Source organism: Marinovum sp. (assembly GCF_034669705.1).
Taxonomy (GTDB): domain Bacteria; phylum Pseudomonadota; class Alphaproteobacteria; order Rhodobacterales; family Rhodobacteraceae; genus Marinovum.
The window spans coordinates 1-15,459 of sequence record NZ_JAXMOR010000050.1 but is presented as its reverse complement, the minus strand read 5'-3'; the positions used below and the strand labels follow the sequence as shown (position 1 = coordinate 15,459).

Sequence of the window (15,459 nt, the reverse complement as noted above, 5' to 3'; positions counted from 1 at the left end):
GGTTTTTGCCATGACGCCGGCATGGATCATTTTCTCTACCGCGACGGCGCGCTCTTCGCCGAAGACGTGCCCGTGGCCGAGATTGCCGCTGCGGTCGGCACGCCGTTCTATCTGTATTCCACCGCCACGCTGCTGCGCCATTTCACCCTCTTCGACGAGGCGCTCGACGGTCTGCCGCACCTGGTCTGCTATGCCATGAAGGCGGCCTCGAACCAGGCGATCCTCAAGACGCTGGCGGCGGCCGGGGCGGGGATGGACGTGGTTTCAGGCGGTGAATACGCCCGCGCCAAAGCGGCCGGCGTCCCGGGCGAGAAGATCGTGTTTTCCGGTGTCGGCAAGACCCATGAGGAGATCCGCACCGCGCTGACCGGCGGCATCCGCCAGTTCAACGTCGAGAGCGAGCCGGAGATGGCGGTAATCTCGGAGGTCGCCACGGCGCTGGGCGTCGAGGCGCCGATCACCATCCGGGTGAACCCGGACGTCGACGCGAAAACCCATGCCAAGATCGCCACCGGCAAGAAGGAAAACAAGTTCGGCATCCCGATCTCGCGCGCCCGCGAGGTCTATGCCCATGCCGCCAGCCTGCCGGGGCTCAAGGTGATCGGCATCGACGTGCACATTGGCAGCCAGCTGACCGAACTCGAGCCCTTCCGGCTGGCCTATCTCAAGGTCGCCGAACTGACCGAGGTTCTGCGCGCCGACGGCCATGACATCCAGCGGCTCGACCTCGGCGGCGGGCTTGGCATCCCCTATACCCGTTCGAACGAGGCGCCGCCGCTGCCGGTGGAATACGGCCGGCTGATCAAGGAGACCGTCGGCCACCTCGGCTGCGAGGTCGAGATCGAGCCGGGCAGGCTGATTGCCGGCAATGCGGGCATTCTGGTGTCGAAGGTGATCTACGTCAAACAGGGCGAGGACCGGCAGTTCCTGATCCTCGACGGCGCGATGAACGACCTGATCCGGCCGGCGATGTATGACGCCTGGCACGATATCGTGCCGGTCACCGAGGCCGAAGCCGGCGTCGAGCAGACCGCCTATGACATCGTCGGCCCGGTCTGCGAATCCGGTGACACCTTTGCCAAGGGGCGGATGATGGCGCCGCTCGAACCGGGGGATCTGGTGGCGTTCCGCTCGGCCGGGGCCTATGGCGCGGTGATGGCCAGCGAGTACAACACCCGACCGCTGGTGCCCGAGGTTCTGGTGCAGGGCGATAAATTTGCTGTCATCAGGGCGCGTCCGACCTTTGACGAAATGATAAACCGCGATACCATCCCAGAGTGGCTCTGACGCGATCGGGCGTCCGGGCCGGTCAGCTTGGAGCGGTATCATCCCCCGGACGACACGGTATCTTGAGAGTGTGAGCCGCATACGCGGCGCGGTGACCCTGACCTATCTCGGCCTCTGGGCGGAGCGTGTGACGCGGGCCTTCTGGCCGTTCTGGTCCGTTGTGCTGCTGGCGCTGGCGCTTTTGATGCTGGGGCTGCAGGACATGCTGCCGCTCGAGGCGGTCTGGACGCTGATCGTGCTGTTTGCGCTGGGCGGTGTCGCGACGCTGGGCCTCGGGGTCCGCCGCTTTCGCCGACCGCAGCGCGACGAGGCGCTCGACCGGCTGGATGCCACGCTCAAGGGCCGGCCGCTGCAAACCCTGCGCGACAACCAGGCAATCGGCGGCCGCGATGCCGCCTCGGTCGCGGTCTGGCACGCGCATCAGGACCGCATGGCCGCCCGCGCCGCCGAGGCCCGCGCCGTCTCGCCCGATCTGCGGGTCTCGGAGCGTGACCCCTTTGCGCTGCGTTACGTGGCGGTGCTGGCGCTGGCGGTGGCGCTGCTCTTCGGCTCGTTCTGGAAGGTCTCGTCGGTCACCGGCGTCACCAATGGCGGGCAGGCGCTGGCCAGCGGGCCCACATGGGAAGGCTGGGTCGAGCCGCCGGCCTATACCGGGCTGCCGTCGCTCTACCTCGCCGATCAGACCGGCGCGACGCTGGAAGTGGCCGAGGGCAGCCGCATCACCCTGCGGCTCTATGGCGAGGTCGGCGCGTTGACGGTGAGCGAGACGGTCTCGGGCCGCACGGCCGAGGTGCCGAGCGCGGCCGAAGCCTCGCAGAGTTTTGAGGTCCGCCAGCCCGGCGGGCTGACAATCGAGGGCCCCGGCGGGCGCAGCTGGCAGATCGAGCTGGCCGAAGACCTCGCCCCGCAGGTCCGCGTCCTCGACGAGATCACCACCGCCGCACGCGGCGAGATGTCCTTGCCCTTCGAGGCCGAGGATGATTATGGCATCCGCTCCGGCGAGGCGGTGATCCGGCTTGACCTGGCCGGGGTCGACCGCCGCCACGGGCTGGCCGTCGACCCCGAGCCGCGCGAGCCGATCACCGTGCCGCTGCCGCTGCCGATCTCGGGGTCGCGGGCGCAGTTCAACGAGACCCTGATCGAGGATTTCTCGCAGCACCCCTGGGCCAATCTGCCGGTCACCATCGAGCTGCGGGTGATCGACGACAGCGACCAGCTGAGCGCGCCCGAAACCCTTGCCGTGCCGCTGCCGGGCCGGCGCTTTTTCGATCCCTTCGCGGCTGCGATCATCGACCAGCGCCGGGCGCTGCTATGGTCGCGCGACAATGCCTCTGACACCGCGATGATCCTGCGCGCCATCACCCACCGGCCAGATGACCTGTTTCGTTCGGCCGTGCCCTATTTGCGGATGCGCACCATCCAGCGCCGGCTCGAAAGCTTTACCGCCGCCGGGCTGACCGAGGCGCAGCGCGACGAGCTGGCGGCGGCGATGTGGGACCTCGCGGTGCTGCTCGAGGATGGCGACCTGTCGGATGCGCTCGAACGGCTGCGCCGGGCGCAGGAGCGGCTGTCGGAGGCGATGAAGAACGGCGCCTCGGATCAGGAGATCGCCGAGCTGATGCAGGAGCTGCGCGAGGCGACGCAGGATTACATGCGCCAGCTGGCGCAGCAGCAGCGCGAGAACGGCGAACAGCCCGAAATGGCGCAGAACCCCGATGACATGATGGAGATGACTCAGGACGACCTGCAGGCGATGATGGACCGCATCCAGGAGCTGATGGAGCAGGGCCGCATGGCCGAGGCCGAACAGGCGCTGGCCGAGTTGCAGCAGTTGCTCGAGAACATGCAGGTCACCCAAGGCCAGCAGGGGCAGGGCCAGCAATCTCCAGGCCAGCAGGCGATGGACGGTCTGGCGGAGACCCTGCGCGACCAGCAGGGCCTGTCGGATCAGGCCTTCCGCGACTTGCAGGAACAGTTCAACCCCAATGCCCAGCAGGGCCAGAACCCCGGCAATCAGGGTCGTGACGGCCAGCAGGGGCAGGGCCAGCAGCACCAGCAGGGCGAAGGCCAGGGCCAGGGCCAGCAACCGGGGCAACAGCAGGGCGAAGGCCAGCAGCAGGGCGAAGGCGGGCTTGCCGAGCGGCAGGAAGCGCTGCGCCGAGAGCTTGAGCGCCAGCGCGGCGCGCTGCCCGGTCAGGGCAGCGAGGCCGGCCGCCGGGCGCAGCAATCGCTCGAGGATGCGGAGCGTGCCATGGAGGGTGCCGAACAGGCGCTGCGCGACGATGATCTGGCCGAGGCGATCGACCGCCAGGCCGAGGCGATGGACGCGCTGCGCGAGGGCATGCGCAACCTGGGCGAGGCGATGGCCGAGGAGCAGCAGCAGGACGGTCAGGGCGACACCGCCGGCGCCCGCGAGGGCGAGCGCCGCGATCCGCTGGGCCGCGACCCCGGCAACTCCGGCGCGATCAGCAGCGGCGAGGACCTGTTGCAGGGCGAGGATGTCTACCGCCGCGCCCGCGAGTTGCTCGACGAGATCCGCCGCCGTTCGGGCGAGGGCGAACGCCCGGAGATCGAGCGCAATTACCTCGAACGGCTGCTCGACCGGTTCTAGAGGTCAGCCAGCGCCTGCTGTCGCGTCAGCCCTGCGGTCGGGCGGTCTCTTCAGCCCGGCGTCTGCGTCGCTTCCGACGACATGCCGTCCAGCCATTGCAGCGCGGTCAGCACGCGGGCGTCGAGCCAGCCGCGCAGGCCGTTGACCCAGACCACGTAGCTGTCGAGCGCTGGTTCGAGCCCGGGCACCAGTTGCGCGATCTGCGGCGAATAGGCATAGACCAGCGCCGCCACCGCCACCAAGAGCAGCACCCAGGAAAAGCCGCGGCGGAAGTGGCTGCGGGCGGTGCGCTCGGGCTCGGCGGCGATTTCCTCGCTGATCTCGGTCTTGCGCGGCTGGTCGGTCGAGCGCAGGGTCGAGTTGATCTCCTCGATGTCCGGCAGCAATTCACGGCGCGAGCCATGCGCGGCGGCGGCGGCCACCGCCTTGGCGCGGGCCTTGGGTTCGAACTCTGGCTCTTCGGGGTCCTCGCCGCGCAGCCGCGCCATGCGGTCACGCGACTGGCGGGCGCGTAGCCCGCCTTCGCCATCCGAGCTCATGTCGTCGAGCCCGAGGTCCGGCTGGCTCTCGACCGCGCCGCGCTCGGCCTCGCGCACCCGGCTCTCGCGTTCGGCCTCCTCGCGCAGGACGCTGGCCACCTCGGGGTCAAGCTGGCGTGGCCGCGGCTCGGTCTGCATCTCCGGGGCAGGCTCCGGTTCGGGGTCGGGCTCGGCCTCCGGCTCTGGTCGTGCGGAGTGCCGCGCCTGATCGAAATCCGCATCCTCGGGGGGGGCGGCGGCGGTCTGGAACCAGGTCTTGCCACAGGCCGAGCATTGCACGTCCCGCCCCTCTGGCGGGATCACCTCGTCCGGAACCTCATACTGCGCGTCGCAATTCGGGCACGTCAGCCGCATCTTACCCACCTGTCACCTTTTCGGGGCGTTCCCCCTGCCTCAGCTTGGATCATATGTCCACAGATCGGCAAGGAAAAGCGCAATGCCGCCAAGGGCGCGGATTGCATGTAGGGCAGGGCTGATGCATTACGGGGGCCGGTTTGACAACGATCCTTATTTGACGGGGCGGGGCGCACACGTGATCGAGCTTGATGAAGTGGCCTACAGCTATGGCGGCGGCGAATTGCTCACCGACCTCTCGCTCAGGCTGGCGCCTGGGTCGTTCCATTTCCTGACCGGCCCCTCCGGCGCAGGCAAGACCACCTTTCTCAAGCTCTGCTACGGCGCGCTGGTGCCGACCGGCGGCCATGTGCGGCTGTTCAGCCAGGACGTGCGAGAGCTCGATCGCGACGGCATCGCCTTTGCCCGCCGGCGGATCGGCGTGGTGCACCAGGACTGCCAGTTCCTTGATCACCTCCCGGTGGCCGAGAACATCTCGCTGCCGCTTGCGGTCTCGGGCCAGGACAAGCTGGCGGCGCAGGCCAACCTCAAGGAGCTGATGAACTGGGTCGGCCTGTCGCATCGCGCCCATGCGCTGCCGCCGGAGCTGTCGGGCGGCGAACGGCAACGCGCCGCGCTGGCCCGGGCGCTGATCCTGTCGCCGGACGTGATCCTTGCCGACGAGCCCACCGGCAACGTCGACTGGGAGATGTCGCAGCGGCTGCTGCAATTGCTGGTGGAACTCAACAAGATGGGCAAGACGATCATGATCGCCACCCATGACCTCAGCCTGATCCGCGCCGCCAAGCACCACGTGCAGGCCCGCGTGCTGCGCATATCCGGGCGCAAGCTGCAACTGGCGGGGGCGGACCTGTGAAGATCAAGCTGGCCGCCATCACCGACATGCTCTCCGTCGACGCCGGTGCCGACCGGGTGGTGCCGCCCACCGGCTTCACCGCGCGGCTGACCGTCTTTACCGCCGGCGCCATGGCCTTTCTCGCGGTCTTTGCGCTGGCGCTCTCGCTGGCGTCGGGGCGGCTGGCCTCGAACTGGCGCGATGCGCTGGCGGGCAGCGCCACGCTGCGCATCTCGGCCCCGGTGGCACAACTACCGGCGCAGACCGAAAGGGCGCTGAAGATCCTCTCTGAGACCCCCGGCGTCGCCGAGGCCCGCGCGCTCGACCCGGATGAGCAGCGCGCCCTGCTCGAGCCGTGGTTCGGCCCCGACCTGCCGGTCGAGAGCCTGCCGGTGCCGCAGCTGATCGAGGTGCGCGAGACCGGCGCGGGCTATGACGGCGCCGGGCTGCGGCTGCGGTTGCAGGCCGAGTTGCCGGGCGCGGTGCTTGATGACCATACCCGCTGGCGCAAGCCGCTGATCAGCGCGGCGGGGCGGCTCAAGCTTCTGGGCTGGCTGTCGATCGTGCTGATCTTTGGCACCATGGGCGCGATGATCACCCTGGCGGCCAATGCGGCGCTGGCGGCCAATGCGCAGGTCATCCAGGTGCTGCGGCTGGTGGGCGCGACCGACACCTATATCGCCCGCGCCTTCGTGCGCCGCTTTACCCTGCGCGCCGCCATGGGGGCGGGCGTCGGTGTGCTGGCCGGGCTGCTGGCAGTGCTGCTGCTGCCCGGTGCCAGCTCAGAGGCCAGCATCCTCACCGGCCTGCGCTTTCAGGGCAGCCACTGGTTCCTGCCGCTGCTGGTGCCGCTGCTGGCGGCGGTGGTGGCCTTTGCCGCGACGCGCTATGCTGCGATGCGGGTGTTGGGAGGGCTTCGCTGATGCAATATGCGCGCTCGCTGCTGTTCAATATCCAGATGTACGTGATGCTCGCCATCATGGGCATCGGGTTCTTTCCGCTGGCGCTGGCGAGCCCCCGTGGTGCCGCCTTTGCCTGCAAGACCTATTGCCGCTGGGTGCGCTGGACCGCCGGCTGGATGGTCGGGCTCAAGACCGAGGTGCGCGGGCCGGTGCCGCAGGGCGAGGTCATGGTGGCGGCGAAACACCAGTCGTTCCTCGACATCATCATGATCTACTCCGCCCTGCCGGCGGCCAAGTTCATCATGAAGCGCGAGCTGCTCTGGTCGCCGGTGGTGGGCCAGTATGCCGCCCGCATCGGCTGTGTTCCGGTGGCCCGCGGCAAGCGCGGCGCGGCGATCAAGAAGATGGTGGCCGATGTCGCCGCCGGCATGGCCAAGCCGGGCCAGCTGGTGATCTATCCGCAGGGCACGCGGGTCGCGCCCAATCGCTACCTGCCTTACAAGGTCGGCAGCCATGTGCTTTACGCTGAGCTGGCCCAGCCCTGCGTGCCGGCGGCCACCAATGTGGGCGTGTTCTGGCCGCGTCACGGGGTGCTGCGCAAGCCCGGTCTCGCGGTGGTCGAATTCCTGCCTCCGATCCCCACCGGGTTGGCGCGGCGCGACTTCCTGGAACGGCTGGAAGACACCATCGAGCGCCGCTCGATTGCGCTGATGCAGGAGGCGGGGTTTCACGACTTTCCGGAGGAATACCGGGCGCTCACCTCGTCCTGAGCGCGCGCGCCGCACGCTGACATGAAAACGCCCCCGCAATCGCTTGCGGGGGCGTTTTTGCATTTCGGCGGAGCTTCCGCGATCACATGTGGATCGCGCCGTCGCCGCAGGCCAGAGCGGCCTCGCGCACCGCTTCTGAGAAGGTCGGGTGGGCATGGCAGGTCAGCGCCACATCCTCGGCCGAGGCGCCGAACTCCATCGCGACGCAGATCTCGTGGATCAGGTCGCCGGCCGCCGGGCCGATGATGTGGCAGCCGAGCACCCGGTCGGTGTCCTTGTCGGCCAAGAGCTTGACGAAACCGTCGGCGGCAAACACCGCCTTGGCCCGGCCATTGCCCATGAAGGAGAACTTGCCGACCTTGTAGGCGCGGCCCTCGTCCTTGAGCTGCTCTTCGGTCTTGCCGACCGAGGCGACCTCGGGGTGGGTATAGATCACGCCGGGGATGACGCCATAGTTCACGTGGCCATGCTTGCCGGCGATCACCTCGGCGGTGGCCATGCCCTCGTCCTCCGCCTTGTGCGCCAGCATCGGGCCCTCGATGGCGTCGCCGATGGCATAGATGCCCTTGACCGATGTCTGCCAGTGGTCGTCGACCTTGATCTGGCCGCCCTTGGTGGTCTCGATGCCCAGCTCCTCGAGGCCCAGACCCTTGGTGAAGGGGCGACGGCCGGTGGCGCAAAGCACGACGTCGGCCTCGGCAGTGGCCTCGCTGTCGTCCTTGCGCAGCTTGTAGGTCACCTTGGCCTTGGTCTTGCTGGCCTCGACCTTCTGCACCGCGGCGCCGAGGGTGAATTTCAGCCCCTGTTTCTCGAGCAGCTTCTTGAACTGTTTCTGAACGTCAGCGTCCATGCCGGGGGTGATGTGGTCGAGATACTCGATCACCTCGACCTCCGCGCCGAGGCGGGCATAGACCGAGCCCATCTCGAGCCCGATGACGCCGGCGCCGATGACGATCATCTTCTTCGGCACCTTGCCCAGTTCCAGCGCGCCTTCCGAGGTGACCACGACCTTTTCGTCGACGGTGACATCGGCACCCGGCACCGGCGAGGGCTCTGAGCCGGAGGCGATGATGATGTGCTTGGCCTCGTGGGTCTCGTCACCAACCTTCACCTTGCCGGCCTCGGGGATCGAGCCCCAGCCCTTGAGCCAGTCGATCTTGTTCTTCTTGAACAGGAACTCGACGCCCTTGGTGTTCTGGCCGATCACCTCGTCCTTGTAGGCCAGCATCTGCTTCCAGTCGACCGACGGCGATTTGCCCTTCAGGCCCATCTTGGCAAAGTTGTGCTCGGCCTCGTGCAGCTGGTGGGAGGCATGCAGCAGCGCCTTGGACGGGATGCAGCCGATGTTGAGGCAGGTGCCGCCGAGGGTCTCGCGGCCCTCGACGCAGGCGGTCTTGAGACCCAGTTGCGCGCAGCGGATGGCGGCGACATAGCCGCCGGGGCCTGCGCCGATGACGATGACATCATAGCTTGCCATTGTGTGTCCTTTCTTGCTGGGGCGTTTCGAGGGCGCTGCCCCCGGACCCCCGGGAATATTTACGGCCAGTAGAAGTGCCGGGTTGCGCTCATAGCAGGGCGGCCACGAGCAGGATGAGGATGCAGAGCAGTCCGAGCGCCCAGAACAGCGAGCGCCAGGGGACCCAGCCGAAGGCATAGGCCGGGATGTAGAGCAGCCGGGCCAGCAGGTAGAGGCCGCAGGCGGCGGCGGTGAGGCCGTTGGCCTTGTCGGCGAAGGTGACGGTGAGGGTGGCGATGGCGAAGAGGATCAGGCTCTCGAAATGGTTGTTCATCGCCCGGTAGAGCCGCGCGGTGCGCAGGCTCACCTGGTCCTCCAGCGCGCCGCCCAGACGCGGCCGGTCGCGCGGCGAGAGGGTCTTGGCCCGGCCGAGCTCGAGGTTGGCCGGGACCGCCATCAGGGCGATCTGGCCGATCTGCAGCAACGCGGCGAGGGCGAGGGCGGTGAGTTCGGGGGTCATGCTTTAAATCCAGCTAGACGGTCAAGTTCCTTGTCGAGAATTCCGAGCCGAACGTAAACCGCCATTCCGAGCAGACTTGGCAAGACTACCCCTGGCCAGCCGCCGTCGCTAAGAAGGTACATTATACCTTGAAGCGTCATTAGGCATGACACACCGAGCAGGCCGATGTGAAATTCGTAAGCGCCTTGATAACTTAAAAAGACAGCAAGCTTTTTTTCAGAAGTATCGGCGCAAACTAAGGCGAGTCGGCCTGCATCTTTATGACGATCGCCTTTTCGTTGCGAGATTGCCCAAATCGAATCTCCGAATGATCGACTCATCAACCCAATCAGATAAACTATAAATATTAGCACGGACTGAACGACGATATTCAGAGATTGCAAGGCTTCGGAGATCAATAAATCAGCCATAGCGGTTCCAAACAGAGGCATGTTCGGAAGTCGATAAGCTTCAGCAATTAGCAATACGGCCCCAAGGCCAAAGGTTTCGAACACCTTTGGCCATGAGCTTAGTTTTGCACCGATATCCTGCACGCCTAACAACCTCTATCGGCGACTAATGGTTTCCCGTTGTTGATCGGGCTCCCGCTAGGTGTCAACGATCACAAATCCATCAGCAGCCGGCGCGGATCTTCCAGCGCTTCCTTGACGCGCACGAGGAAGGTGACAGCGCCCTTGCCGTCGACGATACGGTGGTCGTAGCTCAGCGCCAGATACATCATCGGGCGGATCTTGATCTCGCCGTTCACCACCATCGGCCGGTCCTGGATCTTGTGCATGCCGAGGATGCCGGACTGCGGCGGGTTGAGGATCGGCGAGGACATCAGCGAGCCGTAGACGCCACCGTTGGAGATGGTGAAGGTGCCGCCCTGCATTTCCGCCATCGACAGCTTGCCGTCGCGGGCGCGCTTGCCCTTCTCGGCGATCGCCTTCTCGATTTCGGCAAAGGACATCTGGTCGGCGTCGCGGATCACCGGAACCACCAGACCCTGCGGCGTGCCGGCGGCGATGCCCATGTGCACGAAGTTCTTGTAGACGATGTCGGTGCCGTCGATCTCGGCGTTGACCTCGGGCACCTCTTTCAGCGCATGGCAGCAGGCCTTGGTGAAGAAGGACATGAAGCCGAGCTTGACCTCGTGCTTCTTCAGGAACAGGTCCTTGTACTCGTTGCGCAGCGCCATGACCTCGGTCATGTCGACCTCGTTGTAGGTGGTCAGGATCGCGGCGGCGTTCTGCGCGTCCTTGAGGCGGCGGGCGATGGTCTGGCGCAGGCGGGTCATCTTGACCCGCTCCTCGCGCGAGGCGTCCTCGGCGGCGACCGGCGCGCGCGGCGCGGCAGAGGCGGCGGGGGCAGAGGCGCTGGAGGCGGCGTTGGTGGCGGCTACGGCCTTGGCCACGTCTTCCTTCATCACACGGCCATCGCGGCCAGAGCCCTGCACCTGGTCGCGCGACAGGCCCTTTTCGGCCATCAGCTTCTTGGCCGAGGGGGCATCCTCGACGTCTTCCTGGGCGCGGCCGGCGGGGGGCGTGGTGTACTGGCTGCCGCCACCGGGGTGTTCGACTTCACCATCCTTGGCGGCGGTGCCGCCCTCGGAGGAGATCACCGCCAGTTTGGCCGAAGCCTCGACGGTGTCGCCTTCCTTGGCCACGATCTCGGCCAGCACGCCGGTCGCGGGCGAGGGCACCTCGACGCTGACCTTGTCGGTCTCGAGCTCGCAGAGCATCTCGTCCTGGGCCACCGGGTCGCCGACCTTCTTGAACCAGGTCGAGACGGTGGCCTCGGTGACGCTCTCGCCCAGGGTGGGAACCATCACATCGACGCTCTTGCCGCCCTCGGCGGCGCCCGAGGCGGCGGTGGCGGTCTCCTCTGACTTGGCTTCGGCCGGGCGCTCCTTCGGCTCTTCCGAGCCGGCCTCGCCGCTTTCGGCGATATTGGCCAGCAGCGCGTCGACGCCGACGGTCTCGCCTTCCTGGGCCACGATGTCAGACAGCTTGCCGGCGGCGGGCGAGGGCACCTCGACGGTCACCTTGTCGGTTTCCAGCTCGCAGAGCATCTCGTCCACGGCAACGCTGTCGCCGGGTTTCTTGAACCAGGTCGCAACGGTGGCCTCGGTCACGGATTCGCCCAGCGTGGGCACGCGTACTTCGGTCGGCATATCAGTCGTTTCCTTCAATCGTCAGCGCCTGGTCGACCAGCGCCTGTTGTTGAGCTTTGTGTTGCGAGGCAAGCCCGGTGGCGGGCGAGGCGCTGGCGGCGCGGCCGACATAGACCGGGCGGCCGTGGGTGGCGTTTATCCGGTTCAGCACCCATTCGAGGTTGGGCTCCATGAAGGTCCAGCCGCCCTGGTTCTTGGGCTCTTCCTGACACCAGATCATCTGCGCGTCCTTGAACCGTTCCAGTTCCTTGACCGCCGAGATCGCCGGGAAGGGATAGAACTGCTCGAAGCGCATCAGGTAGATGTCGTCGATGCCGCGCTTGTCGCGTTCCTCGAGCAGGTCGTAATAGACCTTGCCGGAGCACATGACGACGCGGCGGATCTTGCTGTCTTCGACCAGCTGGGTGTCGGAGTTGCCCTTTTCGGCATCGTCCCAGAGGACGCGGTGGAACGACGAGCCGGTGGTGAAATCCTCGGTCTCGGACACCGCCATCTTGTGACGCAGCAGCGATTTCGGCGTCATCAGGATCAGCGGCTTGCGGAAGGTGCGGTGCAGCTGCCGGCGCAGGATGTGGAAATAGTTCGCCGGCGTGGTGCAGTTGGCGACGATCCAGTTGTCCTGGCCGCACATCTGCAGGAAACGCTCGAGCCGCGCCGAGGAGTGCTCGGGGCCCTGGCCTTCGTAGCCATGCGGCAGCAGGCAGACGAGGCCCGACATCCGCAGCCACTTGCTCTCGCCGGAGCTGACGAACTGGTCGAACATGATCTGCGCGCCGTTCGAGAAGTCGCCGAACTGCGCCTCCCACATCACCAGAGCATTGGGCTCGGCCAGCGAATAGCCGTACTCGAAGCCGCTGACCGCGTATTCCGAGAGCGCCGAGTCGATCACGTCGAACCGGGCCTGACCCTCGCGGACATTGTTGAGCGGGTAGTAGCGCTCTTCGGTGTCCTGATTGATCAGCGCGGAGTGGCGCTGGGAGAAGGTGCCGCGGGCCGAGTCCTGGCCCGAGAGGCGCACCGGGTAGCCTTCGGTCAGCAGCGAGCCGAAGGCCAGCGCCTCGGCGGTAGCCCAGTCAAAACCGCGACCGCTGTCGAACATCTTCTGCTTGGATTCGAGCAGGCGACCGACGGTGCGGTGCACCGGAAACCCGTCCGGCACGCGGGTAAGCGCGGCGCCGACCTCTTCCATCGTCTCGGGCTTGATCGCGGTTTCGCCGCGCTGGTAGTCGTCGTCGCTCTGCCGGTCGAGATGCGACCACTTGCCATCCAGCCAGTCGGCCTTGTTGGGCTTGTAGTCCTTGCCGGCCTCGAACTCCTCGTTGAGCCTGGCCTGAAAGGCCGCCTTCATGTCCTCGATTTCGCCCTCGGGGATCAGCCCGTCCTTGACCAGCCGCTCGGTATAGAGCGAGAGCGTCGTCTTGTGGCCCTTGATCTTCTTGTACATCAAGGGGTTGGTGAACATCGGCTCATCGCCTTCGTTGTGCCCGAAGCGGCGGTAGCAGAAGATGTCGATCACCACGTCCTTGTGGAACTTCTGGCGGAACTCGGTGGCCACCTTGGCGGCGTGCACCACCGCCTCGGGGTCATCGCCGTTGACGTGGAAGATCGGCGCCTCGACCACCAGCGCGTTGTCGGTGGGATAGGGCGAGGAGCGCGAAAAATGCGGCGCGGTGGTAAAACCGATCTGGTTGTTGACCACCACGTGGATGGTGCCGCCGGTCTTGTGGCCGCGCAGGCCCGACAGCGCGAAGCATTCCGCCACAACGCCCTGTCCGGCAAAGGCCGCGTCGCCATGCAGCAGCACCGGGATCACGGTGGAATGCTCGGTATCGTGGCGCTGGTCCTGCTTGGCGCGGGCCTTGCCCAGCACCACCGGGTTCACCGCCTCGAGGTGGGAGGGGTTGGCGGTCAGCGACAGGTGCACCTTGTTGCCGTCGAACTCGCGGTCCGACGAGGCGCCGAGGTGGTACTTCACGTCGCCAGAGCCGTCGACGTCCTCGGGCTTGAAGCTGCCGCCCTGGAATTCGTTGAAGATTGCCTTGTAGGGCTTGTTCATCACGTTGGCGAGAACGCTCAGCCGGCCCCGGTGCGGCATGCCGATGACGATCTCCTCGACCCCCAGCGCGCCGCCGCGCTTGATGATCTGCTCCATCGCCGGGATCAGGCTCTCGCCGCCGTCGAGGCCAAAGCGCTTGGTGCCCATGTACTTGACGTGCAGGAATTTCTCGAAGCCCTCGGCCTCGACCATCTTGTTGAGGATCGCCTTGCGGCCCTCGCGGGAGAATTTCACTTCCTTGCCGTAGCCTTCGATCCGCTCTTTCAGCCAGGCGGATTGCTCGGGGTCGGAGATATGCATGTATTGCAGCGCGAAGGTGCCGCAGTAGGTGCGCTTCACGATCTCGACGATCTGCCGCATCGAGGCGATCTGCAGCCCCAGCACGTTGTCAATAAAGATCGGCCGGTCCATGTCGGCAGCGGTGAAGCCATAGGTCTTGGGGTCGAGCTCGGGGTGCGGGCTGTCCTGGCGCAGGCCCAGCGGATCGAGATCGGCGGCCAGGTGGCCGCGGATGCGGTAGGCGCGGATCAGCATCAGCGCCCGGATGCTGTCGAGCACGGCGCGCTGGATCTGGTCGTCGGTCAGCTCGACGCCCTGAGCGCTGGCCTTGTCCGAAATCTTCTTGCCGGCGGCGCGGGTCTCGGCCGGGGCCGGGGCGGGCCATTCGCCAGTCAGAGCGGCGGTGACGTCGTCACCGGGCTGCGGGGGCCAGTCGGCGCGCGCCCAGGACGGGCCCTTGGCCTCGTTCCTGACGTCACGGTCATCGTCGCCCAACTGCCGGAAGAATTCCTGCCAGCTCTCGTCGACCGCGGCCGGATCATCGGCGTAACGGGCGTATATCTGTTCCAGATATTCCGCGTTGTGGCCTTGCATGAAGCTCGAGGCCTTGAAGATGTCGTTGGGGCTTTGATCGGTCATCTTTGCACCTTTGGCGGACGTGAACCGGTTGTCTGTGGTCGGCAGGGCGGGGGTGACCCCGCCTTACCATAGGATAAATCGACGCTCCGAAAAGGGGTTACCCCTTGTCGATCGCCTCCTTGACGGCTTCGCCAAGGGTCGCGGGGCTGTCTGCGACCACGATACCCGCGCTGCGCATCGCCTCGATCTTGTCCTCGGCGCCGCCCTTGCCACCGGCGACGATCGCGCCAGCATGGCCCATGCGGCGGCCCGGAGGCGCCGTGCGACCGGCGATGAAACCGGCGGTCGGTTTCCAGCGGCCCTTCTTCTTCTCGTCGGCGAGGAACTGCGCCGCTTCCTCTTCGGCCGAGCCGCCGATCTCGCCGATCATGATGATCGACTGGGTCTCGTCATCGGCGAGGAACATCTCGAGCACGTCGATGTGTTCGGTGCCCTTGATCGGGTCGCCGCCGATGCCCACGGCCGAGGACTGGCCGAGGCCGAGGTCGGTGGTCTGCTTGACCGCCTCATAGGTCAGCGTGCCCGAGCGCGAGACCACGCCGCAGGATCCGCGCTTGTGGATGTGGCCGGGCATGATGCCGATCTTGCAGGCATCCGGCGTGATGACACCGGGGCAGTTCGGGCCGATCAGACGGCTCTTGGAGCCTTCCAGCGCGCGCTGCACCTTCATCATGTCGAGCACCGGGATGCCTTCGGTGATGCAGACGATCAGCTCCATCTCGGCGTCGATCGCCTCGAGGATCGAGTCGGCCGCGAAGGGCGGCGGGACGTAGATCACCGAGGCATTGGCTTCGGTCTTGGCCTTGGCTTCGTGCACCGAGTTGAAGACCGGCAGATCGAGGTGGGTCTGACCGCCCTTGCCGGGGGTGACGCCGCCGACCATCTTGGTGCCATAGGCGATGGCCTGTTCGGTGTGGAAGGTGCCCTGCGAGCCGGTGAGGCCCTGACAGATCACCTTGGTGTTTTCGTCTACGAGGACTGCCATTGGAAGGAGTCTCCTTGTCGTTTCCGTAGGGTGGGTTTCGCAACCCACCGTGATCCGCGAAGGTGGGTTGC

The 15,459-nt window shown here is 66.4% G+C and carries 12 protein-coding genes; 5 read left to right on the top strand and 7 right to left on the bottom strand.

Annotated features, from left to right (window positions below; translation table 11 throughout):
- The first annotated feature begins 21 nt into the window (after nt 1-21).
- Together lysA and VOI27_RS22105 are read left to right on the top strand one after the other, a co-directional pair.
- Nucleotides 22-1,287 carry a diaminopimelate decarboxylase gene (gene lysA / locus VOI27_RS22110; protein ID WP_323768654.1) on the top strand — a complete coding sequence of 422 codons (1,266 nt, stop codon included), beginning with the start codon at nt 22-24 and terminating at the stop codon, nt 1,285-1,287.
- A 70-nt stretch (nt 1,288-1,357) separates the two neighbouring features.
- Nucleotides 1,358-3,898 carry a TIGR02302 family protein gene (locus VOI27_RS22105; protein WP_323768652.1) on the top strand — a complete coding sequence of 847 codons (2,541 nt, stop codon included), beginning with the start codon at nt 1,358-1,360 and terminating at the stop codon, nt 3,896-3,898.
- Nucleotides 3,899-3,948: 50 nt separating this feature from the next.
- On the opposite strand, the gene VOI27_RS22100 is transcribed toward VOI27_RS22105, so the two are convergent.
- Nucleotides 3,949-4,791 carry a zinc-ribbon domain-containing protein gene (locus VOI27_RS22100; RefSeq protein ID WP_323768649.1) on the bottom strand — a complete coding sequence of 281 codons (843 nt, stop codon included), beginning with the start codon at nt 4,789-4,791 and terminating at the stop codon, nt 3,949-3,951.
- Between the two features lie 178 nt (nt 4,792-4,969).
- On the opposite strand from VOI27_RS22100, the gene VOI27_RS22095 reads away from it, so the two are divergent.
- From VOI27_RS22095 to VOI27_RS22085, 3 genes are read left to right on the top strand one after another with little or no spacing between them, the layout of a single operon-like run.
- The gene (locus tag VOI27_RS22095; RefSeq protein ID WP_323768647.1) at nt 4,970-5,647 is read left to right on the top strand and encodes a cell division ATP-binding protein FtsE; all 678 of its coding nucleotides are present in this window, start codon (nt 4,970-4,972) and stop codon (nt 5,645-5,647) included.
- 26 nt (nt 5,648-5,673) lie between these two features.
- Nucleotides 5,674-6,549 (top strand): cell division protein FtsX, encoded by an 876-nt coding sequence (locus VOI27_RS22090; RefSeq protein WP_323768683.1) that lies wholly within the window; start codon nt 5,674-5,676, stop codon nt 6,547-6,549.
- Nucleotides 6,549-7,298: a lysophospholipid acyltransferase family protein gene (locus VOI27_RS22085; RefSeq protein WP_323768645.1), complete on the top strand. Its 750-nt coding sequence runs from the start codon at nt 6,549-6,551 to the stop codon at nt 7,296-7,298. Before VOI27_RS22090 ends, VOI27_RS22085 begins: the two co-directional genes overlap by 1 nt.
- Nucleotides 7,299-7,380: 82 nt before the next feature.
- Here VOI27_RS22085 and lpdA read toward each other — a convergent pair whose 3' ends face one another.
- From lpdA to sucD, 6 genes are all read right to left on the bottom strand, one after another.
- Nucleotides 7,381-8,775, bottom strand: coding sequence for a dihydrolipoyl dehydrogenase (gene lpdA, locus VOI27_RS22080; RefSeq protein ID WP_323768643.1), 1,395 nt, complete (start codon nt 8,773-8,775; stop codon nt 7,381-7,383).
- 88 nt (nt 8,776-8,863) lie between these two features.
- Complete coding sequence (locus VOI27_RS22075; protein ID WP_323768641.1) at nt 8,864-9,274, bottom strand: MAPEG family protein; 411 nt, start codon at nt 9,272-9,274, stop codon at nt 8,864-8,866.
- Nucleotides 9,271-9,807 carry a hypothetical protein gene (locus tag VOI27_RS22070; RefSeq protein WP_323768639.1) on the bottom strand — a complete coding sequence of 179 codons (537 nt, stop codon included), beginning with the start codon at nt 9,805-9,807 and terminating at the stop codon, nt 9,271-9,273. Before VOI27_RS22070 ends, VOI27_RS22075 begins: the two co-directional genes overlap by 4 nt.
- A gap of 68 nt (nt 9,808-9,875) precedes the next feature.
- Nucleotides 9,876-11,429: a 2-oxoglutarate dehydrogenase complex dihydrolipoyllysine-residue succinyltransferase gene (odhB, locus tag VOI27_RS22065; protein WP_323768637.1), complete on the bottom strand. Its 1,554-nt coding sequence runs from the start codon at nt 11,427-11,429 to the stop codon at nt 9,876-9,878.
- A gap of 1 nt (nt 11,430) precedes the next feature.
- Nucleotides 11,431-14,403 (bottom strand): 2-oxoglutarate dehydrogenase E1 component, encoded by a 2,973-nt coding sequence (locus VOI27_RS22060; protein WP_323768635.1) that lies wholly within the window; start codon nt 14,401-14,403, stop codon nt 11,431-11,433.
- Nucleotides 14,404-14,500: 97 nt separating this feature from the next.
- Nucleotides 14,501-15,388 (bottom strand): succinate--CoA ligase subunit alpha, encoded by an 888-nt coding sequence (sucD, locus tag VOI27_RS22055; protein ID WP_323768634.1) that lies wholly within the window; start codon nt 15,386-15,388, stop codon nt 14,501-14,503.
- Nucleotides 15,389-15,459 lie beyond the last annotated feature (71 nt).

Bases quoted from the DNA above. Each gene is read 5' to 3' on its own strand.
- VOI27_RS22100 (WP_323768649.1), bottom strand. From the start codon at position 4,791: ATGCGGCTGACGTGCCCGAATTGCGACGCGCAGTATGAGGTTCCGGAC.
- lysA (WP_323768654.1), top strand. From the start codon at position 22: ATGGATCATTTTCTCTACCGCGACGGCGCGCTCTTCGCCGAAGACGTG.
- VOI27_RS22060 (WP_323768635.1), bottom strand. From the start codon at position 14,403: ATGACCGATCAAAGCCCCAACGACATCTTCAAGGCCTCGAGCTTCATG.
- sucD (WP_323768634.1), bottom strand. From the start codon at position 15,388: ATGGCAGTCCTCGTAGACGAAAACACCAAGGTGATCTGTCAGGGCCTC.
- odhB (WP_323768637.1), bottom strand. From the start codon at position 11,429: ATGCCGACCGAAGTACGCGTGCCCACGCTGGGCGAATCCGTGACCGAG.
- VOI27_RS22090 (WP_323768683.1), top strand. From the start codon at position 5,674: ATGCTCTCCGTCGACGCCGGTGCCGACCGGGTGGTGCCGCCCACCGGC.
- VOI27_RS22075 (WP_323768641.1), bottom strand. From the start codon at position 9,274: ATGACCCCCGAACTCACCGCCCTCGCCCTCGCCGCGTTGCTGCAGATC.
- VOI27_RS22085 (WP_323768645.1), top strand. From the start codon at position 6,549: ATGCAATATGCGCGCTCGCTGCTGTTCAATATCCAGATGTACGTGATG.
- lpdA (WP_323768643.1), bottom strand. From the start codon at position 8,775: ATGGCAAGCTATGATGTCATCGTCATCGGCGCAGGCCCCGGCGGCTAT.